The sequence below is a fragment of the Pseudomonas sp. NC02 genome (assembly GCF_002874965.1).
GTDB lineage: Bacteria > Pseudomonadota > Gammaproteobacteria > Pseudomonadales > Pseudomonadaceae > Aquipseudomonas.
This window is the reverse complement of record NZ_CP025624.1, coordinates 5,017,814-5,038,826: the sequence shown is the minus strand read 5'-3', so window position 1 is coordinate 5,038,826 and position 21,013 is coordinate 5,017,814. Positions and strand designations below refer to the sequence as shown.

24 protein-coding genes are annotated in these 21,013 nt (G+C 62.0%); 18 read left to right on the top strand and 6 right to left on the bottom strand.

What is annotated here, in order from left to right; translation table 11 throughout:
- Position 1: 1 nt before the first annotated feature.
- The 14 genes from phnD (at position 2) to C0058_RS23360 (ending at position 12,373) form a co-directional block, all read left to right on the top strand.
- Positions 2-1,003, top strand: a complete 1,002-nt coding sequence (gene phnD / locus C0058_RS23425; RefSeq protein ID WP_102369661.1) for a phosphonate ABC transporter substrate-binding protein — start codon at positions 2-4, stop codon at positions 1,001-1,003.
- Between the two features lie 148 nt (positions 1,004-1,151).
- Entirely contained in the window at positions 1,152-1,934 is a 783-nt protein-coding gene (phnE, locus tag C0058_RS23420) for a phosphonate ABC transporter, permease protein PhnE (protein WP_033897602.1), read from the top strand.
- Between the two features lie 35 nt (positions 1,935-1,969).
- On the top strand, positions 1,970-2,674 hold the full coding sequence (gene phnF, locus C0058_RS23415; protein ID WP_023659262.1) for a phosphonate metabolism transcriptional regulator PhnF: 705 nt from the start codon (positions 1,970-1,972) through the stop codon (positions 2,672-2,674).
- A gap of 11 nt (positions 2,675-2,685) precedes the next feature.
- Entirely contained in the window at positions 2,686-3,123 is a 438-nt protein-coding gene (phnG, locus tag C0058_RS23410) for a phosphonate C-P lyase system protein PhnG (RefSeq protein ID WP_003210619.1), read from the top strand.
- Positions 3,123-3,713, top strand: coding sequence for a phosphonate C-P lyase system protein PhnH (gene phnH, locus C0058_RS23405; RefSeq protein WP_063028147.1), 591 nt, complete (start codon positions 3,123-3,125; stop codon positions 3,711-3,713). The genes phnG and phnH overlap by 1 nt, the downstream gene beginning before the upstream one ends.
- Positions 3,713-4,789 (top strand): carbon-phosphorus lyase complex subunit PhnI, encoded by a 1,077-nt coding sequence (locus tag C0058_RS23400; RefSeq protein ID WP_102369660.1) that lies wholly within the window; start codon positions 3,713-3,715, stop codon positions 4,787-4,789. The genes phnH and C0058_RS23400 overlap by 1 nt, the downstream gene beginning before the upstream one ends.
- Positions 4,782-5,648 (top strand): alpha-D-ribose 1-methylphosphonate 5-phosphate C-P-lyase PhnJ, encoded by an 867-nt coding sequence (locus C0058_RS23395; RefSeq protein ID WP_008434764.1) that lies wholly within the window; start codon positions 4,782-4,784, stop codon positions 5,646-5,648. Before C0058_RS23400 ends, C0058_RS23395 begins: the two co-directional genes overlap by 8 nt.
- Positions 5,609-6,418: a phosphonate C-P lyase system protein PhnK gene (gene phnK / locus C0058_RS23390; protein ID WP_085984643.1), complete on the top strand. Its 810-nt coding sequence runs from the start codon at positions 5,609-5,611 to the stop codon at positions 6,416-6,418. The genes C0058_RS23395 and phnK overlap by 40 nt, the downstream gene beginning before the upstream one ends.
- Positions 6,418-7,137, top strand: coding sequence for a phosphonate C-P lyase system protein PhnL (gene phnL / locus C0058_RS23385; protein ID WP_008434762.1), 720 nt, complete (start codon positions 6,418-6,420; stop codon positions 7,135-7,137). Before phnK ends, phnL begins: the two co-directional genes overlap by 1 nt.
- A complete protein-coding gene (locus tag C0058_RS23380; RefSeq protein ID WP_102369659.1) occupies positions 7,127-8,272 on the top strand; it encodes an alpha-D-ribose 1-methylphosphonate 5-triphosphate diphosphatase in 1,146 nt (381 codons plus the stop codon). The genes phnL and C0058_RS23380 overlap by 11 nt, the downstream gene beginning before the upstream one ends.
- Positions 8,272-8,835, top strand: a complete 564-nt coding sequence (gene phnN, locus C0058_RS23375) for a phosphonate metabolism protein/1,5-bisphosphokinase (PRPP-forming) PhnN (RefSeq protein ID WP_087694466.1) — start codon at positions 8,272-8,274, stop codon at positions 8,833-8,835. Before C0058_RS23380 ends, phnN begins: the two co-directional genes overlap by 1 nt.
- Positions 8,826-9,575: a phosphonate metabolism protein PhnP gene (gene phnP / locus C0058_RS23370; RefSeq protein WP_102369658.1), complete on the top strand. Its 750-nt coding sequence runs from the start codon at positions 8,826-8,828 to the stop codon at positions 9,573-9,575. Before phnN ends, phnP begins: the two co-directional genes overlap by 10 nt.
- Before the next feature lie 336 nt (positions 9,576-9,911).
- Entirely contained in the window at positions 9,912-10,685 is a 774-nt protein-coding gene (locus C0058_RS23365; protein ID WP_102369657.1) for a M10 family metallopeptidase C-terminal domain-containing protein, read from the top strand.
- A 227-nt stretch (positions 10,686-10,912) separates the two neighbouring features.
- A complete protein-coding gene (locus tag C0058_RS23360; RefSeq protein WP_102369656.1) occupies positions 10,913-12,373 on the top strand; it encodes a M10 family metallopeptidase C-terminal domain-containing protein in 1,461 nt (486 codons plus the stop codon).
- On the opposite strand, the gene C0058_RS23355 is transcribed toward C0058_RS23360, so the two are convergent.
- Positions 12,349-13,056 (bottom strand): helix-turn-helix transcriptional regulator, encoded by a 708-nt coding sequence (locus C0058_RS23355; protein WP_003210607.1) that lies wholly within the window; start codon positions 13,054-13,056, stop codon positions 12,349-12,351. The genes C0058_RS23360 and C0058_RS23355 overlap by 25 nt on opposite strands.
- A gap of 74 nt (positions 13,057-13,130) precedes the next feature.
- Here C0058_RS23355 and C0058_RS23350 point away from each other — a divergent pair, with 74 nt between their 5' ends.
- A complete protein-coding gene (locus tag C0058_RS23350; RefSeq protein WP_102369655.1) occupies positions 13,131-14,240 on the top strand; it encodes a cytochrome P450 in 1,110 nt (369 codons plus the stop codon).
- A gap of 3 nt (positions 14,241-14,243) precedes the next feature.
- Here C0058_RS23350 and C0058_RS23345 read toward each other — a convergent pair whose 3' ends face one another.
- The gene (locus C0058_RS23345; protein ID WP_087694462.1) at positions 14,244-15,122 is read right to left on the bottom strand and encodes a LysR family transcriptional regulator; all 879 of its coding nucleotides are present in this window, start codon (positions 15,120-15,122) and stop codon (positions 14,244-14,246) included.
- 216 nt (positions 15,123-15,338) lie between these two features.
- On the opposite strand from C0058_RS23345, the gene C0058_RS23340 reads away from it, so the two are divergent.
- Positions 15,339-15,527, top strand: a complete 189-nt coding sequence (locus C0058_RS23340) for a type II toxin-antitoxin system HicA family toxin (protein ID WP_003210604.1) — start codon at positions 15,339-15,341, stop codon at positions 15,525-15,527.
- A gap of 21 nt (positions 15,528-15,548) precedes the next feature.
- Complete coding sequence (locus tag C0058_RS23335; protein WP_003210603.1) at positions 15,549-15,953, top strand: type II toxin-antitoxin system HicB family antitoxin; 405 nt, start codon at positions 15,549-15,551, stop codon at positions 15,951-15,953.
- A 6-nt stretch (positions 15,954-15,959) separates the two neighbouring features.
- On the opposite strand, the gene C0058_RS23330 is transcribed toward C0058_RS23335, so the two are convergent.
- A complete protein-coding gene (locus C0058_RS23330) occupies positions 15,960-17,156 on the bottom strand; it encodes an MFS transporter (protein ID WP_032899318.1) in 1,197 nt (398 codons plus the stop codon).
- 178 nt (positions 17,157-17,334) lie between these two features.
- Here C0058_RS23330 and C0058_RS23325 point away from each other — a divergent pair, with 178 nt between their 5' ends.
- Complete coding sequence (locus tag C0058_RS23325; RefSeq protein WP_102369654.1) at positions 17,335-17,949, top strand: DUF5666 domain-containing protein; 615 nt, start codon at positions 17,335-17,337, stop codon at positions 17,947-17,949.
- A 141-nt stretch (positions 17,950-18,090) separates the two neighbouring features.
- Here C0058_RS23325 and C0058_RS23320 read toward each other — a convergent pair whose 3' ends face one another.
- From C0058_RS23320 to C0058_RS23310, 3 genes are all read right to left on the bottom strand, one after another.
- Positions 18,091-19,095, bottom strand: a complete 1,005-nt coding sequence (locus C0058_RS23320; protein ID WP_003210600.1) for a sulfate ABC transporter substrate-binding protein — start codon at positions 19,093-19,095, stop codon at positions 18,091-18,093.
- Between the two features lie 107 nt (positions 19,096-19,202).
- A complete protein-coding gene (locus C0058_RS23315) occupies positions 19,203-20,027 on the bottom strand; it encodes an ion transporter (RefSeq protein WP_008434745.1) in 825 nt (274 codons plus the stop codon).
- A 31-nt stretch (positions 20,028-20,058) separates the two neighbouring features.
- Positions 20,059-20,934: an urea transporter gene (locus C0058_RS23310; RefSeq protein ID WP_087694460.1), complete on the bottom strand. Its 876-nt coding sequence runs from the start codon at positions 20,932-20,934 to the stop codon at positions 20,059-20,061.
- Between the last annotated feature and the right edge of the window lie 79 nt (positions 20,935-21,013).

Here is a 21,013-nt window from a genome sequence, read left to right as displayed (position 1 = left end):
CATGTTGAACCGTATCGGTCATGTGTTTCTGTCTGCCGTGCTGCTTGCCAGCGTGGCCATGGGCACTGCCCAGGCCGCCGACAAGGCGATCAATTTCGGCATCATGTCCACCGAGTCTTCGCAGAACCTCAAGAGCATCTGGCAGCCCTTCCTGGATGACATGCACAAGAAGACCGGCCTCACCATCAACGCCACCTTCGCTTCCGACTACGCCGGCCTGATCCAGGGCATGCGCTTCAACAAAGTCGACGTGGCCTGGCTGGGCAACAAGGCCGCGATGGAAGCGGTGGACCGTTCCAACGGCGAAATCTTCGCCCAGACCGCCGCCGCCAACGGGGCTGCCGGTTACTGGAGCGTGCTGATCGTGCGCAAGGACAGCCCGATCAACAACGTCGATGACATGCTCAAGAACGCCAAGAAGCTGACCTTCGGCAACGGTGACCCGAACTCCACTTCGGGCTACCTGGTACCCGGCTACTACGTGTTCGCCAAGAACCACGTCGACGCCGCCACCGCCTTCAAGCGCACCCTCAACTCCAGCCATGAAGTCAACGCATTGAGCGTGGCCAAGGGGCAGTTGGACGTCGCCACCTTCAACACCGAAAGCTGGGACCGCCTGGAAGTCACCCAGCCGGACAAGGCCGCCATGCTCAAGGTGATCTGGAAGTCGCCGCTGATCCCGGCCGACCCGATGGTGTGGAGCAAGGCCCTGAGCGACAGCGAGAAGACCAAGATCCGCGACTTCTTCGCCAACTACGGTGACACCGACGAAGAGAAGGCCGTGCTGAAGAACATGCAACTGGGCAAGTTCCTCAAGTCCAGCGACGACCAGTTGTTGCCGATCCGCCAACTGGAACTGTTCAAGCAGCGCACCACCATCAGCGCCGACGACAAGCTGGAAGCGGCTGACAAGGCCAGGAAGCTCGCCGACATCGACGCCGACCTGGCCAAGCTGCAAGAGCGCATCACCGAACTGGACAAGAAGACCGCAGCCAACGGCTAACCCCCTGTAGGAATCGGGTTCATGTGGGAGCGGGCTTGCTCGCGAATACGGTGTGTCATTCAACGCATCCGGCGACTGAGTCACCGCATTCGCGAGCAAGCCCGCTCCCACATTAAGCCCAGTTCCAACCCTACACCGAGAGTGACCCATGACTACCTTGCATGCTGAAGCAGTGGGCAAAAGGACTTGGCCGCAATACCTGGGCTGGGGCCTGTTCCTGGTCCTGCTGGCCTGGGCCTGGCACGGCGCCGAGATGAACCCGCTGGCGCTGTACCGCGACTCCGGAAACATGGCGACCTTCGCCGCCGACTTCTTCCCGCCGGACTTCCACGAATGGCGCTCCTACCTCAAGGAGATGATCGTCACCGTGCAAATCGCCCTCTGGGGCACGGTGCTGGCGATCGTCTGCTCGGTGCCCCTGGGCATCCTGTGCGCCGACAACATCACCCCATGGTGGATTCACCAGCCGCTGCGCCGGGTGATGGATGCCTTCCGTTCGATCAACGAAATGGTGTTCGCGATGTTGTTCGTGGTCGCCGTCGGCCTCGGTCCTTTTGCCGGTGTCCTGGCCTTGTGGATCAGCACCACCGGGGTCCTCGCCAAGCTGTTTGCCGAAGCCGTCGAAGCCATCGACCCGGGCCCCGTTGAAGGTGTGCGAGCCACCGGTGCCAGTGCCTTGCAGGAAGTGATCTACGGCGTGATCCCGCAAGTGATGCCGCTGTGGGTGTCCTACGCGCTCTACCGCTTCGAGGCCAACGTGCGTTCGGCGACGGTGGTGGGGATGGTCGGTGCCGGCGGGATCGGCGTGATCCTCTGGGAGAACATCCGCGCGTTCCAGTTCGTGCAGACCTGCGCGGTGCTGCTGGTGATCATCGTGGTGGTGAGCTGTATCGACGTGCTGTCCCAACGCCTGCGCAAGCAGTTCATCTGACGTCGGAGGGGTGCCCCAGGGCGCTTTTTTTAAGCATGCAGTTGTCTAGACAAGATGAGCCGGTGTACCGCGAACTCGCTGACATCCTGCGCCGCGAACTGAGCAGCTACCAGGCCGGTGAATTCCTGCCGGGCGAGGTGCAACTGGCTGAACGCTTCGGCGTCAACCGCCACACCCTGCGCCGCGCCATCGACGAGCTGGTGTTCGAAGGCAGCCTGTTGCGCCGCCAAGGCAAAGGCACCCAGGTGCTGGACCGCCCGCTGATTTACCCGATGGGCGCCGAGACCTCCTACAGCCAGTCCTTGTCGGCCCAAGGCGTGGGCGTGGAAGCGATGCTGCTCAAGCGCCGCTACTGCTTTGCCAGCCGCGAAGAGGCCCAGCAACTGGGCATCGCCGAGATGGCGCCGATGATCGAGTTGCAAACCCTGCGCAAGCTCGACCACCAGCCGGTCAGCCTGATCCGCCACCGTTACTGCGCCAGCCATGCGCCGCTGCTGGCGGACTACAACGGCGGCTCGCTGCGCCACTACCTGCGTGAGCGCGACATGCCGTTGACCCGTACCCAAAGCCTGATCGGCGCGCGTTTGCCCAACCGCGACGAAGCCGCACTGCTGATGATGCCCCGGCACTTGCCGGCGCTCACCGTATTCACCCTTTCCCGCGATCGCGACGGCCGCCCGGTGGAGCTGGCGCAGTCCACCAGCCGTTCGGATCGCTTCCAGTACCAAGTGGTGACCTGATGGAGACCCCGATGAACCTGTCCCCGCGTCAACACTGGATCGGCGTGCTCGCCCGCGCCTTTCGCAGTGAATTGCTGCCCCATGAAGACGCCCTGCGCGACGTGGATTACCAACTGATCCGCGCCCCGGAAATCGGCATGACCCTGGTGCGTGGCCGCATGGGCGGCAATGGCGCGCCGTTCAACCTCGGCGAAATGAGCGTGACCCGCTGCGTGGTGCGCCTGGCTGACGGGCGTACCGGCTACAGCTATTTGGCCGGGCGCGACAAGGTCCACGCCGAACTGGCGGCCCTGGCGGATGCGCATTTGCAGGGCGCGCACCCGAGCCCCTGGCTCAGCGACCTGATCGGCGCACTGGCCAACGCCCAGGCCGAGCGCCGGGCGCAAAAAGAGGCCGACACCGCCGCCACCAAGGTCGAGTTCTTCACCCTGGTTCGAGGAGAAAACTGATGAATGCCCAACGCTTGCAACCGGCCTTTGTAGACCCGGTGCTGGACGCCCAGCGCGGTTTTCGCGGGGCCCTCAAGGCCCTCGCCGAGCCCGGCCTGATCCAGTCCTTGCCCGCGGCCCCCAGCCTTGAAGGCCTGGCGCCGGCTACCTATGCGCTGTGCCTGGCGCTGCTGGATATGGACACGCCGCTCTGGCTGGCGCCGTGCTTCGACACGCCGCTGATCCGCGCCAACCTGGCCTTCCACTGCGGCTGCCCGCTGACCGCCAACCGGGAAGAGGCCGCGTTCGCCTTGCTCGGTGAACAGGACTTGCTCGACCTCAGCGGCTTCGACCACGGCAATGACCGCTACCCGGATCAGTCCTGCACCTTGCTGGTCCAGTTGACCGACCTGGAAGCCGGTCGCGCCTTGAACTGGCGCGGTCCGGGGATCAAGACCCAGCGTCAGGTCAACCTGCCGGTGCCTCAAGCATTCTGGCTGGAACGTCAACGCCGCGAGACGTTTCCCCGTGGCCTGGACGTGTTGTTCGCCGCCGGCCATCACCTGATCGGCCTGCCACGCAGCACCCGAATTGCACAGGAGCATGCCTGATGTACGTAGCCGTCAAGGGTGGCGAACAGGCCATCGACAATGCCCACCGCCTGCTGGCGAAAAAACGCCGGGGCGATACTTCCATTGCGGAACTGAGCGTGGAGCAGATCCGCGAGCAACTGCCGCTGGCGGTCGCGCGAGTGATGAGCGAAGGCTCGCTGTACGACACGGAGTTGGCTGCACTGGCGATCAAGCAAGCGGCGGGGGATCTGGTGGAAGCGATCTTCCTGCTGCGGGCCTACCGCACCACGTTGCCGCGCTTCAGCCCGAGCCTGCCGATCGACACCGCGCAGATGTCCCTGAGCCGGCGTTTGTCGGCCACCTTCAAGGACGTGCCGGGCGGGCAACTGCTGGGCCCGACCTTCGACTACACCCACCGCCTGCTGGACTTCGCACTGCTGGCCGAAGGTGAATACCCGGGCCCGCAAACCACGCCGGATGCTGCCCTTGAACCATGCCCTCGGGTTCTCGGCTTGCTGGCCAAGGAAGGGCTGATCAAGAACGAATCCGACGACACCGGCAGCGTCGCCGACATCACCCGCGACCCGCTGGAATACCCGGCCAACCGCGCCCAGCGCCTGCAAGCCCTGGCCCGTGGCGACGAAGGTTTCCTGCTGGCACTGGGTTACTCGACCCAACGTGGTTACGGCCGCAACCACCCGTTCGCCGGCGAGATTCGCATCGGCGATGTGGAGGTGTGGATCGACCCGGAAGAGCTGGGTTTCCCGATTTGCCTGGGCAGCATCGAAGTCACCGAGTGCGAGATGGTCAACCAATTCGTCGGCTCGGCCACCGAGCTGGCGCAGTTCACCCGGGGCTACGGCCTGGCATTCGGGCATGCCGAACGCAAGGCGATGGGCATGGCCCTGGTGGACCGCTCGCTGCGGGCCAATGAGTTCAACGAAGAGATCGTCTCGCCGGCCCAGCAGGAAGAATTCGTGCTGTCCCACTGCGACAACGTCGAGGCGGCGGGCTTCGTTTCCCACCTCAAATTGCCTCACTACGTGGACTTCCAGTCCGAGCTGGAACTGATCCGCAAACTGCGCCAACCGGCCGAGGGCACCCGCCATGAATGACCTGACTCAAGCGCCTGCGCGTGACCCGGCGTACAACTTCGCCTACCTCGACGAGCAGACCAAACGCATGATCCGCCGCGCCTTGCTCAAGGCCGTGGCGATCCCCGGTTACCAGGTGCCGTTCGGTGGCCGCGAGATGCCGCTGCCTTACGGTTGGGGCACCGGCGGCATGCAACTGACCGCCGCGATCCTGGGGGCTGACGACGTGCTCAAGGTGATCGACCAGGGCGCCGACGACACCACCAACGCCGTGTCGATCCGCCGCTTTTTCGCCCGTACGGCGGGCGTCGCCACCACCGAAAGCACCCCGGACGCCACGGTGATCCAGACCCGCCACCGCATCCCGGAAACCCCGTTGCAGGCCGACCAGATCATGGTCTACCAGGTGCCGATCCCGGAGCCGCTGCGTTTTATCGAACCGTCGGAAACCGAGACCCGCACCATGCACGCCCTGAATGACTACGGGGTAATGCACGTAAAGCTCTACGAGGACATCGCCACCTTCGGCCATATCGCCACCAGCTACGCCTACCCGGTGATGGTGGATGAGCGCTACGTGATGGACCCCTCGCCAATCCCGAAATTCGACAACCCGAAACTCGACATGAGCCCGGCGCTGATGCTGTTCGGTGCCGGTCGCGAAAAGCGCCTGTACGCGGTGCCGCCGTACACCCAGGTCACCAGCCTCGACTTTGAAGACCATCCGTTCGAAGTGCAGAAGTGGGAACACACCTGCGCGATCTGCGGCAGCCATGAATCGTTCCTCGATGAGCTGATTCTCGACGACGCCGGTACCCAGAGTTTTGTGTGTTCCGACACCTGGTACTGCGCCCAACGGGTCAAGGAGAACAACCAGTGAGCCAGCCTCTTTTGCAAGTGCGTGACCTGTCGTTGTTGTACGGGGAAGAGAAGGGCTGCCAGGACGTCAGCTTCGATTTGTACCCCGGTGAAGTGTTGGGGATTGTTGGTGAGTCGGGCTCAGGCAAGTCCACCTTGCTCTCGCTGCTCAGCGGGCGTCTGCCACCGCAGGCCGGCCACATCGGCTATCGCGGCAAGGACGGTGAATGGCTGGATCTGTACAGCGCCAGCGAAGCCGAACGTCGCACCTTGCTGCGCACCGAATGGGGCTTTGTCGAGCAAAACCCTCGGGACGGTTTGCGCATGGGCGTGTCTGCCGGCGCCAATATCGGCGAGCGCCTGATGGCCCAGGGCGTGCGCAACTATGAGCAACTGCGTGGCGCCGGCCTCGACTGGCTGGGCCAGGTAGAAATCGACCCGCAGCGCATCGACGACTTGCCCCGGACCTTTTCCGGCGGCATGCAGCAGCGCCTGCAAATCGCCCGCAACCTGGTCTCCAGCCCGCGCCTTGTATTTATGGACGAGCCCACCGGCGGCCTGGACGTGTCGGTACAGGCGCGCTTGCTCGACCTGTTGCGCGGCCTCGTTCGCGAGCTGGATCTGGCGGTGGTGATCGTCACCCACGACCTCGCCGTGGCGCGCCTGCTGGCCGACCGCCTGATGGTGATGCGCCGCTCGCGCGTGGTGGAAACCGGGCTGACGGACCAGATCCTCGACGATCCACAGCACCCTTACTCTCAACTGCTGGTGTCTTCGGTATTGCAACCATGATGAACGCCTTGATCGAGGTCCGTGACCTCTCGAAAACCTTCACCTTGCACCAGCAGAACGGCGTGGTGCTGAATGTGCTGCGCGGGGTGGAGTTCAGTGTGAAAGGCGGTGAGTGCCTGGTGCTGCATGGCCAGTCCGGCGCCGGTAAAAGCACGTTGCTGCGCACCCTGTACGGTAACTATCTGCCGGCGGGCGGCAGCATCCGAGTACAGCACCTCGGCGAATGGCTGGAGCTGGTTGGTGCCGAGCCGCGGGAGGTGTTGCAGGTGCGCCAGCAGACCCTGGGCTACGTCAGCCAGTTTCTGCGGGTGATCCCGCGGGTGGCCTGCCTGGATGTGGTGATGGAGCCCGCCCTGGCCCGTGGCTGGTCGAAGGCCAATGCACAGTCGCGCGCCGAGCATCTGCTGACCCGCCTGAATATCCCGCAACGCCTGTGGCAGTTGGCGCCCGGTACGTTCTCCGGCGGCGAGCAACAGCGGGTCAACATCGCCCGCGGTTTCATGGTGGATTGGCCGGTGATGCTGCTGGACGAACCCACCGCGTCCCTCGACGACAGCAACCGCCAGGTGGTGCTGGAACTGATGAACGAAGCCAAGGCTGCCGGCGCGGCCTTGATCGGCATCTTCCACGACCGCGCCGCCCGTGAAGCGGTCGCCGACCGCCATTTCGACATGACCCCAGCGCCTGTTGCCCAAGAGGAATACGCCCATGCCCGCTGAACAGATCCTCAGTAATGCCCGGCTGGTGACGGCTGATCGCATGTTCCTTGGCAGCGTCGTGCTGCGTGACGGGCTGATCGTCGACATCGCCGAAGGCCGCAGCCAACTGCCCCAGGCCCAGGACCTTGACGGGGATTTCCTGTTGCCGGGCCTGGTGGAACTGCACACCGACAACCTGGAAAAACACATGACCCCGCGCCCCGGCGTGGACTGGCCGTCGACCTCGGCGGTGCTCAGCCATGATGCGCAGATCATCGCGGCCGGCATCACCACGGTGTTCGACGCGGTGTCCATCGGCGATGTGAATCCCAAGGGCAACCGCATGCAGAAACTGCCGGCGATGCTCAACGCCATCGCGGCAGCAGAAAGCGCCGGCCTGACCCGCGCCGAACACCACCTGCACCTGCGCTGCGAGCTGTGCCACCCCGACACCCTGAGCGTGTTCCGCGACCTGGTGGAAAATCCGTTGGTGCAGTTGGTGTCAGTGATGGACCACTCGCCGGGCCAGCGCCAGTTCGTGCTTGAATCCAAGTACCGTGAGTACTACATGGGCAAGTACCACCTGAACGACGAGACCATGGACGCGTTCATCAAGCTGCAAATGGCCAACTCCAGGGAGTACAGCGACCGCTACCGCGCCGCGATCGTCGAGCATTGCCTGGAACGCGGCCTGTCGGTGGCCAGCCATGACGATGCGACCCTGGCTCACGTCGAGGAGTCGGCGCGCTACGGCATGACCATCGCCGAATTCCCCACCACCCTGGAAGCCGCCCGTGGCTGCCGGCAACTGAACATGAAAGTTCTGATGGGCGCGCCGAACGTGGTGCGTGGCGGGTCCCACTCGGGTAATGTGGCCGCCGCCGGCCTGGCCGCCGAAGGATTGCTGGATATACTTTCCAGTGACTACTACCCGGCCAGCCTGTTGCAGGCGGCGTTCGTGCTGGCCAATCAACAGGACGGCGGCGACCTTTCTCGGGCGGTCAGGATGATCAGCCTGGCGCCCGCACACGCGGCGGGCCTGAGTGATCGCGGCGAAATCGCCACGGGTCTGCGGGCCGACCTGGTGCAAGCCAGGAGCCGCGACGGACTGCCCGTGGTCCAACAAGTGTGGCGACAAGCGAAGAGGGTGTTTTGATGGCAGGCAGGTTGATCTATCTCATCGGACCATCGGGTTCGGGCAAGGACAGCCTGCTGGATGCCGCACGACCGCGTCTGGCCGAGCGTGGCTGCCGCATTGTGCGGCGGGTCATCACCCGCTCGGCGGAAGCGGTGGGCGAAGCGGCGCAGGGTGTGAGCCCGGCGCAGTTTGCCGCAATGGAGGCCGAGGGCGCATTTGCCCTCAGCTGGCACGCCAACGGGTTGTCCTATGGCATCCCGCGGGAAATCGATGAGTGGCTGGCGGCGGGGCACGATGTGCTGGTCAACGGCTCCCGCGGCCACCTGGCGCAAACCCGGCTGCGTTACCCGAACCTGCTGGTGGTGCTGCTGACGGTAGACCAAGGGGTGTTGCGCCAGCGCTTGCTGGCGCGGGGTCGCGAATCCCTGGCGGATATTGATCTGCGCCTGGCGCGCAATGCGCGATTCGCCGAGGGATTGAGCGCTGCTGCAGACGTGTTCCTGCTCGACAATTCCGGCCAACTGGAACACACGGTCGAGCGCTTGCTGGGCTGCCTCGACGGGCAACCCGCATGCGCCTGACACTGCTGGGCACCGGCGATGCGCGGCAAGTGCCGGTGTATGGCTGTGAGTGCGCCGCCTGTGGCCTGGCCCGCCATGACCAGAGCCTGCGCCGCCGCCCATGCAGCGCATTGATCGAGTGTGGCGACCAGCGCTGGTTGATCGACAGCGGGTTGCCCGACCTCACCGAGCGCTTCCCGCCCCGCAGTTTCAACGGGATTCTCCAGACCCATTACCATGCCGATCATGCCCAGGGTCTGCTGCATCTGCGCTGGGGCCAGGGGCTGGTGATTCCGGTGCATGGGCCGGTGGATCCGGAAGGGTTGTCCGACCTGTACAAGCACCCCGGCATCCTCGATTTCAGCCAGCCGTTTGCCGAGTTTGAAACCCGCCGGTTGGGTGAACTGAGCGTCACTGCGCTGCCGTTGGTGCACTCCAAACCCACCTTGGGTTATCTGCTGGAAGGCGAGGGGAGGCGCATCGCCTACCTCACCGACACCGTTGGCCTGCCACCGGCTACTCGCGACTGGCTGCAGCGTGAACCGCTGGATGTACTGGTGCTGGACTGCTCCATGCCGCCGCAACCGCAGGCTCCGCGTAATCACAATGACCTGACGCTGGCGTTGCAATGTATTGAAGAGGTGGGTGCGCAGTTGGGGGTGCTGACCCATGTGGGGCATACGCTGGATGCGTGGTTGTTGCAGCATCGGCGGGAGTTGCCGCGGCATGTGACGGTGGGCTGGGATGGGCGGGTGATTTAAGCCCTTGCGCGAGAAATCTTTTAATTGATTAGCGCGTGTCAGAACCTTGGTTGTAGGTGAAAGATTTAATCAAGGGTAGGAAAGTTTCAAGTCTTGCTGATGAAGTTTACAACATCGGTGGCGAAAAATTTGGCTGCTTAATAGTTCCTACAATCAACTTCTCCTATCGTGTTGGTTGGGCGAATTTTAATGTTTCAATACTTCTTGTGAAATAATCTCGGCTTGGTGAGTTGCGCTTTCTTGTGGCAGTTTAGTTGTCCCGGTGAAAAGGGTTTGCCGGGGGTGGGCCTTATTTAAAGAGGGTCTGTTATTCTGTGTCCTTAAGGAAGTTGTTGCATGATAGTTGCTTCTCCTGTTTTTAACTCTTATGTACAAAACGTGGTAGCACCTGAAAGGTCGGGCGATCGTCATTCCGATAAAAAGTCCCACCCTGTAATGGGTCGACTGACACCCGGGCCGGACGCGTCAGACACGGTCTACGGTTTCAACTCCAATATCGCCAACCGCTCCATGAGTCTGCATTCACTCAGTAGTGCGCCAAGGTTCATCGTACGTGACAAAGGCGGAAACGATACGCTGGATTTCTCCGGGTTCAACCAGGCCCAGAGAATTGATCTGCGTGACGGCGCGGCTTCCAGCGTGGGCGGCCTGCACAATAATGTCTCGATAGCCAAGGGTTCCAGGGTGGAGAATGCCAAAGGGGGCGCAGGCCACGACTTGCTGATTGGCAACCAGGTTGGCAACGTCTTGACCGGTGGCGTAGGGGCCGACGTCCTTTGGGGCGTGGGGGGCAGCAATACCTTCCGATATGAAAAGGCCAGTGACTCTACCTATCACAACGCGGACATGATCATGGATTTTGTCAGCGGCAGGGACAAGATTGATCTGGTGCCCATGATGAAAGAGGTCAATACACCCTTGCGGGTGGTTGAGGCCTTTACGGGGCGTATTGGCGATACGGTGGTGAAGTTCAATCCCCACAGTGGCCGCTACTTTGTTGCGGTAGACCTCACAGGCAACCGTGAGACAAGCTTCCTGGTTAAAAGCATTCACTTGATAAGACCGTCGGATTTACTAGGGCCTGTTACTGAAGTGCAGCGTCCGATATAAAATCTAATGCCGGGGCGCGTGCGGGTTTTTGAAGTGGGTTTGGTATTTATAAAAAACCTGTTTGAGAGGCGTCCGCGCCTTGGTTTTTACTCCCCGGCAGGGGGGGTTACTTGGTCATGGGTTGTTTGGAATGCAAGTGAATTTCAGGGTCCCCTGGTGTTCGGTCGTATGCTGGCCAACGGGTTCAGGGGGCGCCTTCCATTAATTAAAAAGAGCGCGCGGTTTTCATGAATAGTTCTAAGCTGATAGCTGGCAAACCCTCGACCTACTATTTACCGGAGTCTGATCCCGGACCGTTTGGTGTCGGTGCCGGCAAGCCCACCTACACGACTGATCAGGCCGGCAAGCACATCACGCGGGACAACATGCGGTTTCAAGACCGTAACGGCGACAACAAAGTTGACCTGTCGTACACCGTCGACTCGAGTTTCACCCCGCAGCAGAAGCAACGTGTGCGCGAGGCGGTACAGTCCTGGCAGGACGTGGCCAACATCAACTTCAGGGAGCAGGCAGGTGGAACGGAAGGTACGGTGAACATCAGGAATAACCCTCGCGGTGACCGTGGCGTTGCTACCTTTCCGCGCGGGACGACCACCACCACAGCGACGATCGGCACCCGGGGTACCAATAGCGCGCCAGCCCTGGGCAGTCATTTTTCGGTCACCACGGTGCATGAGATCGGTCACGCCATCGGCCTGCAGCATCCGGGTAACTACAATGGCGGCGGCTCCAGCTACAACAGTGGCGCGGTCTATACCGGGGATACCAAGGCGCGCAGCGTCATGAGCTACTGGTCGGAGAAAAACCAACCCGGCCACGACTTCAAGTCGTTGAATCCATCTGCACCCATGATGGATGACATTGCGGCGGCCCAGCGGTTGTATGGGGCCAATCATCAAACCCGCAATACCGACACCACCTATGGCTTCAACTCCAATACCGAGCGCGAAGCGATGACCCTCAAGAGCGCCACGGACAAACCGATTTTCTGCGTATGGGACGGCGGCGGTGACGATACGTTGGACTTTTCCGGGTTCTCCCAGGACCAGAAGATTAACCTCAATGCCGAGTCGTTCTCTGATGTGGGCGGCTTGAAGGGCAATGTCTCGATTGCCAAGGGGTGTACGGTTGAAAATGCAACGGGTGGTGCAGGTCGCGACACCTTGATCGGTAATGAGGCGGGCAATCGGCTCAAGGGTGGAGCGGGTGCCGATACGTTACGCGGCGGCGGTGGGGCAGACATTTTTATCTACGACAAGGCCAGTGATTCCACGCCACAGCACCCTGACCTGATCGAGGACTTTACCAGCGGCACCGACAAGATTGATGTCTCGGGGGCATTAAAGGAGGCCGGTGTCAGCGGCCTGGTTTTTACCGATCGGTTCAGCGGCCGGGCAGGCGAGGCTGTGCTCAAGCATGACGCCACCACCGGCCGTGCAAGCCTGGAAATTGACCTGGCCGGGAAGGGCACGGCCGATCTGCGGGTGACCAGCAAGGGGGAAATCAAGCCTGGGGACGTGCACTGGGCCGGCCATAAACCGGACGTGCAACCCGTGCCCAGTGTGCTGCCTGCCCCGACGCCGCCAGTCGATCCGAAGGCGGACACCCTTACGCAGTTGAACGAGATGGTCGCCAAGATGTTGGCCGTCCTGATGCAGTTGTTTCAACGCCTCGCCAAACCCTCTTGAGCGGTCAATCCAAACCGGCAGGCCAATTCCTCCTGCCCCTTGGGTGTGAGTCCAAGGGCGCGGCTATCCAAATCCTGGGTCACCCATCTGCGGCGGATGAAGCTTTCCAGCAAAGCGGCCCCCAACGCGCCGGCCAGGTGCGGGCGCCGCATGCTCCAGTCCAGGCACGAACACGCAAAACGACGCCGTTGCGCTCGAAGCGTCAGCACGTCCACACCCAATTCGGTCATGGCCTTTTCACCTGCTGCGGTGAGCTGGTAGGTACTGTCGCCTACCATCCAGCCGGACGCGATGAAATGGTCATGCAGACGCACCGCCAGCGTCCCGGCCATGTGGTCGTAACAGGTCCGGGCGAATTGCAATCGAGTGGGCGTGGTTGATACGAACGTCGTCGTGGTGTTTCTGCTGATCACCATCAACGCTTCAATCACCTGAGCGACGTGAGGGCCCGCGAGGCTGTAATACCGGTGCCGGCCCTGAGTATGCAGCTTCACCAGCCCATCGTCCTTGAGGCGTGCCAGATGAGCGCTGGCGGTGGAGGCACTGACCTCGGCGATGACTGCCATTTCGGTGCTGGTGCGCGCGTGGCCGTCCATCAATGCGCAGAGCATTCTGGTGCGGGCCGGTTCCGCAATCGCGCCGGCAACCCGGGAGAGGTCGGAGTCGTCGTTATGGGTGTTCATATTTCGTTCCTGAACGAATCGTTGCGGTGGGCGGTGGCTGATAGTAGCGGTTCTTTAAGAACAGGGAGTACGCAATGACACCGCTGGAAGCTGCTACGCATCACGATCCCTATGATTTTTACGCAGGCCTGAGGCTTAACGGCGGACTGCTGTTCGATGAAGGTCTCGGGTTATGGGTCGCCAGCACTGCCAGGATAGTGGAGGCCGTTCTGGCACATCCCGATTGCCGGGTGCGTCCGTTGCACGAGCCGGTGCCTGCGGCTATTGCGCAAGGTGCGGCCGGGCAGGTGTTTGCGGCGTTGATGCGCATGAATGAAGACGCCGGCCATCGGTGTCCAAGGGCGGTAATCGAACCGGCGCTGGCCTCGGTAGAGGTCATGAATGTCCAGGCCTGCATCGGTCACCCGGGGGCCGACCTGAGCGAATTAATGTTCACGTTACCCGTGTCTGCCGTTGCATATGGGCTGGGTTTTCGCAGCGACCAGTTGCGGGAAGTCGCCCAACTGACACGTGATTTTGTCGCCTGCCTTTCGCCCCTGAGCACTGAGGTTCAACTGCACGACGCACACGCCGGGGCGAGCAGGCTCAGGGAGATGTTCAGCGGGGTGCTGGAGCAAACAGCCTTGCGGGCGCACATCCTTCGCAACTACCAAGCCAGTACCTGGGAAAACCTTGGCGCATTGACCGCCAATCTGATCGGACTGCTGTCACAGACCTGCGAAGCGAGCGCCGGCCTTATTGGCAACACCCTGGTCACGCTGCATCGGTTTCCCGATCTGCTGGCGCGCATTCAGGGCACGCCGACCCTCGCCGTCGCGCTGGTCGAAGAGGTGGCCCGCTACGATTCTCCGGTGCAGAACACCCGGCGATTTGTGGCCCGGCGTTGCACGATTGGCGACAGGGTTCTGGAGGCGGGTGACACCGTGCTGGTGCTGCTGGCCTCGGCCAATCGGGACGCGGCCGCGAACCCTGCGCCCGAGGTTTTCCTACTTGAGCGACAGCAACGACGAATCTTCAGTTTTGGCGCTGGAAGGCATCAGTGCCCCGGTCAAAACATCGCGGTGAGTATCGCTGCGCAAGCGATCCAGGATTTGCTCCTGCGCCAGCCAGAGGTGTTGGCGGTGCCGCGCGCGTTCAGTTATTGGCCATCGCTGAACGGACGTATTCCCCACTTTGACAGCTGAGGATCAGCGCACCACTCCCTCCATAAACTCGATAAACGCCCGGGCCTTGGCGCTGACCATCCGGCCTGTCGGCAACACGGCCCACAAGTCCCGGGGCGGCAGTTCCCAGTCGGTCAGCACGGCCTTGACCTCGCCACTGGCGATCTCCGGCATGAACATCCAATCGGCGGCCATCGCCACCCCCTGGTGAGACAGCACGCCGGCGCGAATGCCTTCGGAGGACGTGACGCGCAGGCGCCCGCGCGCGACGACAGGGCATTGCCGGGCAGCTTGAGTGAACGTCCAACAGGTACTTTCGCTCAAGCTATAGATCACCGCCTGATGGTGCAGGAGGTCTTCCGGGGAGTGGGGTTCGCCATGGCGCTCGAAATAGGCAGGGGTGCCGAAAATCCGGCTGGGGCTTTGGCCGATCTTGCGGGCGGTCAGGCCGGAGTCGCTCAGGTTGCCGATGCGCAGCGCAACGTCGATGCCTTCTTCCACCAGATTGAGCACGCGGTCGTCGAGTACGACGTCGACATTCAGGCCGGGGTGTTGCTCAAGAAACGGGCCCAGGTTGGGAATGATCTGCAAGCGGCAAAAAGTCACGCCCGCGCTGACGCGCAAGGTGCCCGACAGGCCATTGCCCGCGCTTCGGGCGGTGTCGTCGGCATCGTTGGCTTCGTCGACGGCGCGCTTGGCCTTTTCAAAAAACGCCAGGCCCGCCTCGGTGGGCGTCAGGCCCCGGGTGGAACGCAGCAGCAACCTGACCGCCAGCCGCGCCTCCAGCTGCGCAACGCCCTTGGAGACGGCGGGCTGGCCAATTCCCAAGCGTTTTGCAGCCGCGGAAAACGAGCCGGTCTCGACGACGTGGACGAAGGTTTCCATGGCGGTGAGGCGGTCCATCGGGTGTCCTTTTGGGGGGGGCGTTTCGGGAATCATGGCGCCTTTTGGGTAAGGGTAGAAGGCGGTTGGTTGACATATGATTTATGCCTTAAGGGAATAAATTTATAGGTTTTCCAACATCCGGTAAAACAGCCGTCAGTCAGCCCGGCTGATTCTGTGCTTGAGTAAAGGTAACTCTAGAGTTACTTTTATTCAGGCCGGAGCAAGGAGGCTGTGGTGCAAAGCAGGCTATTGATCAAAGAGCTGCAAGAGGCGGGTTGGGTGCTGGATCGGGTGACAGGCAGCCATCATATTTTCACCCACCGCTATAACCCGTACACGATACCGGTGCCCCATCCCAAGAAGGATCTGCCCCAGGGCACCGTGCGAAGTATCAGGAAGCGCGCCGGGCTGTTTTCGTTTTAGGACGATTTAAGGAGATGTTCCATGCAATACCCAATCTGTATCGAATGGGGTGATGATTTTGTCGCCACCGGTATTCAGATCCCCGATATTCCAGGTGCTGTAACCGCCGGGGATAGTTTTGAAGAGGCTTACAACGCAGCGGTTGAAGTGGCGCATATCTTGTTGCAGGAGATCGCGGCAGAGGGTCGGGTGATTCCGATGCCAACGTCGGTGGCCGCCCACCACGATAATGAGGAATACGCCGGGATGGGCTGGGGGATGTTGGAGCTCGACATCTCGCCGTATCTGGGCAAGACCGAGAAGGTCAATGTCACCTTGCCCGGCTATGTGATCCAGCGTATCGACCGGTATGTGCGTGAGCACAAAGTGAAAAGCCGCTCGTCATTTCTGGCGGATGCGGCTTTGGAGAAGTTGGTGCGGTTGTAAGTTTGACTAGGCAGTCGCCACCGCCCCTTGCCGCGAGGCGCTCAAGAAGCGCAGCAACGCCACCAGCGGGAATGCGCTGCCCACCAGCATCACCCCCAGCCAGCCGCCGTGTTCGTACACGCTGCTGGCAATCGCCGAGCCGAACGCGCCGCCGATGAAGATGCTGGTCATGTACAGCGCGTTCAGTCGGCTACGGCTGTTGGCGTCGAGGGCGTAGATGGCGCGCTGGCCAAGGACCATGTTCATCTGCACGCAGAAGTCCAGGACCACGCCGGTCACCGCCAGGCCGATCACGCTGTACAGCGGGTGCACGAAGGCCGGCAGGAAGCTCAGTGCGGCAAACAGCATCGCCAGCAGCGAAGCGCGGTGGGTGTGGCCGGCGTCCGCCAGGCGCCCGGCGATGGGTGCAGCGATGGCGCCCAGGGCACCGACCAGGGCAAACAGGGCGATCTGGCTTTGGCTCAGGCCGTGGTTGCGGGACAGTTCCAGCGGGGCGGCGGTCCAGAACAGGCTGAAGGTGGCGAACATGCAGCCCTGGTAAAACGCGCGCTGGCGCAGCACCGGCTGGCGGCGCAGCAAGGTGCCCAGCGAGGCGAGCAGCTGGCCATAGCTGGCCGCGTGATCCGGTTGGCGCTTGGGGATGGTCAGCATCAGCACCACGCTGATAAACGCCATCAGTGCCGCGGCGGCCATGAACATGGCGCGCCAGCCGAAGTGGTCGGCCACCACGCTGGACACCGGTCGTGCCAGCAGAATACCCAGCAGCAGGCCGCCCATGATGCTGCCGACCACCCGGCCACGGGATTCAGCCGGCGCCAGGTGCGCCGCCAGCGGAATCAGGATCTGTACCGACACCGAACTGAAGCCGATCAGCAGCGACACCAGCAGGAACAGGTTCGGCTGTTCGGTGAACGCCGCACCCAGCAGGCTGGCGATGGCCACCACGGTGGTGATGATCATCAGCCGGCGGTTTTCCAGCAGGTCGCCCAACGGCACCAGGAAGAACAGGCCCAGGGCATAGCCGATCTGGGTCAGGGACACGATCAGGCTGGCCATGGCCGGCGTGAGGCCGATGTCCGGGGCGATCAGCTCGATGATCGGTTGCGCGTAGTAGATGTTGGCGACGATGGCGCCGCAACAGAACGCAAACAGCATCACCATGCCTCGGGTCATCGTGCTTGTAGCGGGGGGCGTGGCGTTCATGGCGTTCTCATAAAAGCGAAGGATTGTGGCGAGCGAGGATAAAGACTGGCCCCGGGCGCGAGTAGCCTGTCTGTGGTGATAACACTCATGCCGGGAATTAATGACTGAAACGTTAACTTTCGCGCTGAAGGTCGATGATACATTCAGTCACAACTGCATAAACAGGAAATCGACTGCCATGAAGACGACATTCAACAAGATGCTCCTGGCCTCCAGCCTGGCCGCGCTGATGACCGTGGGCGTTGCCCAGGCCGCAGATGCCCCGCGTGTCGGCGTGCGGGGTGCGATTACCGCGATGGACGGCGACGCGATGCACGTCAAGGTCAACAGCGGTGAAGACGTCACCGTGCACCTGACCAAGGACACGCAGGTGCGTGCGGTCACCCTGGCAAAAATCGAAGACATCAAGCCCGGCAGTTACATCGGTTCGGCGGCCATGCCCAACGCGGATGGCACCCTGACGGCGCTGGAAGTGCATGTATTCCCACCGGCGATGGCCGGTACAGGCGATGGGCACCGTGCGTTCGACCTGAAGGAAGGCAGCAGCATGACCAACGGCACCGTGGGTGACCTGGTGGTGAGCGATGGCCGCACGTTGACCGTCAAGTACAAGGGCGGCGAGCAGAAGATCGTGGTGCCGGATGATGTGCCGATCGTCAACCTGGAGCCGGGTGATCGCAGCTTGCTGAAGCCTGGGGTGAAGGTGGTGATGTTTGCGGCGAAGGGCGCGGACGGGAGCGTGACGGCCCAGGCGATTTCTGCGGGTAAGTATGGCGTGACACCGCCGATGTAACCGCTGAACACTGAAACAAATGTGGGAGCGGGCTTGCTCGCGAATGCGGTGTGACAGTCACCGGATGTACCGACTGATCCACCGCCTTCGCGAGCAAGCCCGCTCCCACATTTTTGACCGGGTTTCTCCAGTCAGAACTGCTTATTGGCCGGAGTAGATCTGGTCAAAAACCCCGCCATCATTGAAGTGGGTCTTCTGCACGGTGCGCCAGTCTCCAAAGGTCTTCTCTACCGACAGGAAGTCGACTTTCGGGAAACGGTCGGTGTACTTGGCCAGCACTTTCGGGTCACGTGGACGCAGGTAGTTGTTGGCGGCAATTTCCTGGCCTTCCGGCGACCACAGGTACTTCAGGTATTCCTCGGCAGCCACTTTGGTGCCTTTCTTCTCGACCACTTTGTCGACGATCGACACTGGCGGCTCAGCTTCTGCGGAAACGCTCGGGTAGATCACTTCGAACTGATCACGGCCGAATTCACGGGCGATCATTTCTGCTTCGTTCTCAAAGGTCACCAGCACGTCGCCGATCTGGTTAGTCATGAACGTGGTGGTAGCGGCACGGCCACCGGTGTCCAGCACGGGTGCGTGCTTGAACAGGTCACCCACGAACTTCTTGGCCTTCTCTTCGTCGCCACCGTTTTTCAGCACATAACCCCAGGCCGAGAGGTAGGTGTAGCGGCCGTTACCGGAGGTCTTCGGGTTCGGCACGATGACTTGCACGCCATCCTTGAGCAGGTCCGGCCAGTCTTTCAGGGCTTTCGGGTTGCCTTTGCGCACGATGAACACCGTGGCCGAAGTGAACGGCGCACTGTTGTTCGGCAGGCGGGTAACCCAGTTGTCCGGCACCAGTTTGCCGTTGTCCGCCAGGGCGTTGATGTCGGTGGCCATGTTCATGGTGATCACGTCAGCCGGCAGGCCGTCGATCACCGAGCGCGCTTGTTTGCTCGAACCACCGAAGGACATCTGCAGGGTCAGCTTGTCGTTTGGATGCTCGGCGGCCCAGTGCTTCTGGAAGGCGGCGTTGTAGTCCTTGTAGAAGTCACGCATCACGTCATAGGAGACGTTGAGCAGGGTGACCGGGGCGGCCTGGACGACGCCAGCCAGTGCGAGGCCGGCGGCCAGGAGAGAGGCACTAACGAGTTTTTTCACTGCTCATTCCTTGTTGTTCGAGAAGGTTTTTGAAACGCATGGGGGCAATATGCCAGCGACTATAACGGGGGGGCGCATAGTCGCTTAAAGATTAAAAAGAACTTTGCTTATTCCAGTTTCTTGAAAAGCGCGCTGCCACACCGTGAGCAAAACGCTGCATTGGGCTCATGGCTGTTTTTCTTGCACACCGGGCAATCCGTTTGCAATTGCTCACCGCGCATGGCGTTGGCCAGTTCGGCGGTGAAGATCCCGGTGGGCACCGCGATGATCGAATAACCGGTGATCATCACCAGCGACGAAATCACCTGGCCCAGCGGGGTCTTCGGCACGATATCGCCAAAGCCCACGGTGGTCAGGGTGACGATCGCCCAATAGATGCCCTTGGGAATGCTGGTAAACCCGTGCTCCGGGCCTTCGATCACGTACATCAAGGTGCCGAACACCGTGACCAGCGTGCAGACGCTGACCAGGAACACCACGATCTTCTGCTTGCTGCCCCGCAGCGCCGACATCAGGTAGTTGGCCTGCTTGAGGTACGGGCCGAGCTTGAGCACGCGGAAAATCCGCAGCATCCGGATGATTCGGATAATCAGCAGGTACTGCGCGTCGCTGTAGTACAGCGCGAGGATCCCGGGCACGATCGCCAGCAAATCCACCAGCCCATAAAAGCTGAAGGCATAGCGCAACGGCTTGGGCGAGCAATACAGCCGCAGGCCGTACTCGATGGCGAAGATGATGGTGAAGCCCCACTCGATATAGGCCAGCACGTTGGCGTAGTTGTCGTGGACTGCCTGGATGCTGTCGAGGATCACGATCACCAGGCTGGCCAGGATGATCAGCAACAGGGTGCTGTCGAAGCGTCGGCCGGCCGGGGTGTCACTTTGGAAAACCATGACGTAGAGACGCTCACGCCAGTGCTTGTTGCTGTCCATGGAAGTCGCCTGAATCGAAGATCAGCGAAGCCTAGGGGGATTCGAAGGGGCTGTCCATGCGGGTTTTCTGCATCACCCGCTGACTGGCGCGCACCAGCCAGGTGGCGAGGATAAACGGCGCGGTCAGCGCGGGCAGGTTCAGGCCGGTGAAGCCGGGCGTGAGGATGATCGCCAGCAGGATGCCGATCAGCGGCAGCCAGGGTTGGCGACGATACTGGCTGAGGGCCAGGGCGGCCAGCGCCGGGTTATAGCTGTGCAGGCCGAGCAGGGCGCTGGCGGGCTCGTCCATCAACAGGGCGATCAACACGCCGAGGCTCGCGCCGGTCAGCGCCCACAAGGCCGCGCGGCGGCTGGCTATTACAAGACCGAGGGCGATCAGCAGGCCGGCGAGGGGGTGGTCCATCAGGATGACTTGGGCCAGACCTGTGAACGGCGCGCAGAGTAGCGCCCAGGTGCGGGGTTCGCTGGCGGCAAATGCGGCGGGCGCGGTGGTGCCCAGCAGCAGCCAGCCGAGTACCACAAACGGTGCGGTGTAGGCGGGCAGGTCATCGGGGTTGGCGGCGCGTTTGAGCCACTGGCGAGTGAGGATTGCGCTGAGGCCACCGCAGGCGAGAATCAACGGCGGCAGCAGTGCCGACCAGCTGAAGTGCTGGCTGATCAGCAAGCCGAGCAGCACGCCGTTGTAGCTATAGAGACCGGCCTGGCGTTCGGCCTTGGGATAGCCGCGGCGTTGGGCGGTCAGCAAGCCGGCGACACCGCCCAGCAGCGCGCCGCCGAGCAGGGCCGGGGCGCCGACCAGGATCGCCAGCAGGCAGAGCAGGCCACACAGCGGGTGGCGCTGCAGGAATATCTGGCTGAAGCCGTTGAGCAGGGCTTCGGCCCAGTCGGGGCAGGGTTGGTTGGGCATGATCAATAATCTGCAGGAAAGCGCCGAATCTTGTGGCGAGGGAGCTTGCTCCCGCTGGGGCGCGCAGCGGCCCCAAAAG

What these genes read in the sequence shown, in the direction of transcription:
- C0058_RS23315 (WP_008434745.1), bottom strand. Translation starts at nt 20,027, where the DNA reads ATGGACAGCAACAAGCACTGGCGTGAGCGTCTCTACGTCATGGTTTTC.
- C0058_RS23355 (WP_003210607.1), bottom strand. Translation starts at nt 13,056, where the DNA reads ATGAACACCCATAACGACGACTCCGACCTCTCCCGGGTTGCCGGCGCG.
- C0058_RS23310 (WP_087694460.1), bottom strand. Translation starts at nt 20,934, where the DNA reads ATGCCCAACCAACCCTGCCCCGACTGGGCCGAAGCCCTGCTCAACGGC.
- phnL (WP_008434762.1), top strand. Translation starts at nt 6,418, where the DNA reads ATGAACGCCTTGATCGAGGTCCGTGACCTCTCGAAAACCTTCACCTTG.
- C0058_RS23330 (WP_032899318.1), bottom strand. Translation starts at nt 17,156, where the DNA reads ATGAACGCCACGCCCCCCGCTACAAGCACGATGACCCGAGGCATGGTG.
- phnG (WP_003210619.1), top strand. Translation starts at nt 2,686, where the DNA reads ATGAACCTGTCCCCGCGTCAACACTGGATCGGCGTGCTCGCCCGCGCC.
- phnH (WP_063028147.1), top strand. Translation starts at nt 3,123, where the DNA reads ATGAATGCCCAACGCTTGCAACCGGCCTTTGTAGACCCGGTGCTGGAC.
- phnF (WP_023659262.1), top strand. Translation starts at nt 1,970, where the DNA reads ATGCAGTTGTCTAGACAAGATGAGCCGGTGTACCGCGAACTCGCTGAC.
- C0058_RS23350 (WP_102369655.1), top strand. Translation starts at nt 13,131, where the DNA reads ATGACACCGCTGGAAGCTGCTACGCATCACGATCCCTATGATTTTTAC.
- C0058_RS23325 (WP_102369654.1), top strand. Translation starts at nt 17,335, where the DNA reads ATGAAGACGACATTCAACAAGATGCTCCTGGCCTCCAGCCTGGCCGCG.
- C0058_RS23345 (WP_087694462.1), bottom strand. Translation starts at nt 15,122, where the DNA reads ATGGACCGCCTCACCGCCATGGAAACCTTCGTCCACGTCGTCGAGACC.
- phnE (WP_033897602.1), top strand. Translation starts at nt 1,152, where the DNA reads ATGACTACCTTGCATGCTGAAGCAGTGGGCAAAAGGACTTGGCCGCAA.
- C0058_RS23360 (WP_102369656.1), top strand. Translation starts at nt 10,913, where the DNA reads ATGAATAGTTCTAAGCTGATAGCTGGCAAACCCTCGACCTACTATTTA.
- phnD (WP_102369661.1), top strand. Translation starts at nt 2, where the DNA reads ATGTTGAACCGTATCGGTCATGTGTTTCTGTCTGCCGTGCTGCTTGCC.
- phnP (WP_102369658.1), top strand. Translation starts at nt 8,826, where the DNA reads ATGCGCCTGACACTGCTGGGCACCGGCGATGCGCGGCAAGTGCCGGTG.
- C0058_RS23365 (WP_102369657.1), top strand. Translation starts at nt 9,912, where the DNA reads ATGATAGTTGCTTCTCCTGTTTTTAACTCTTATGTACAAAACGTGGTA.
- C0058_RS23335 (WP_003210603.1), top strand. Translation starts at nt 15,549, where the DNA reads ATGCAATACCCAATCTGTATCGAATGGGGTGATGATTTTGTCGCCACC.
- C0058_RS23380 (WP_102369659.1), top strand. Translation starts at nt 7,127, where the DNA reads ATGCCCGCTGAACAGATCCTCAGTAATGCCCGGCTGGTGACGGCTGAT.
- phnN (WP_087694466.1), top strand. Translation starts at nt 8,272, where the DNA reads ATGGCAGGCAGGTTGATCTATCTCATCGGACCATCGGGTTCGGGCAAG.
- C0058_RS23400 (WP_102369660.1), top strand. Translation starts at nt 3,713, where the DNA reads ATGTACGTAGCCGTCAAGGGTGGCGAACAGGCCATCGACAATGCCCAC.
- C0058_RS23395 (WP_008434764.1), top strand. Translation starts at nt 4,782, where the DNA reads ATGAATGACCTGACTCAAGCGCCTGCGCGTGACCCGGCGTACAACTTC.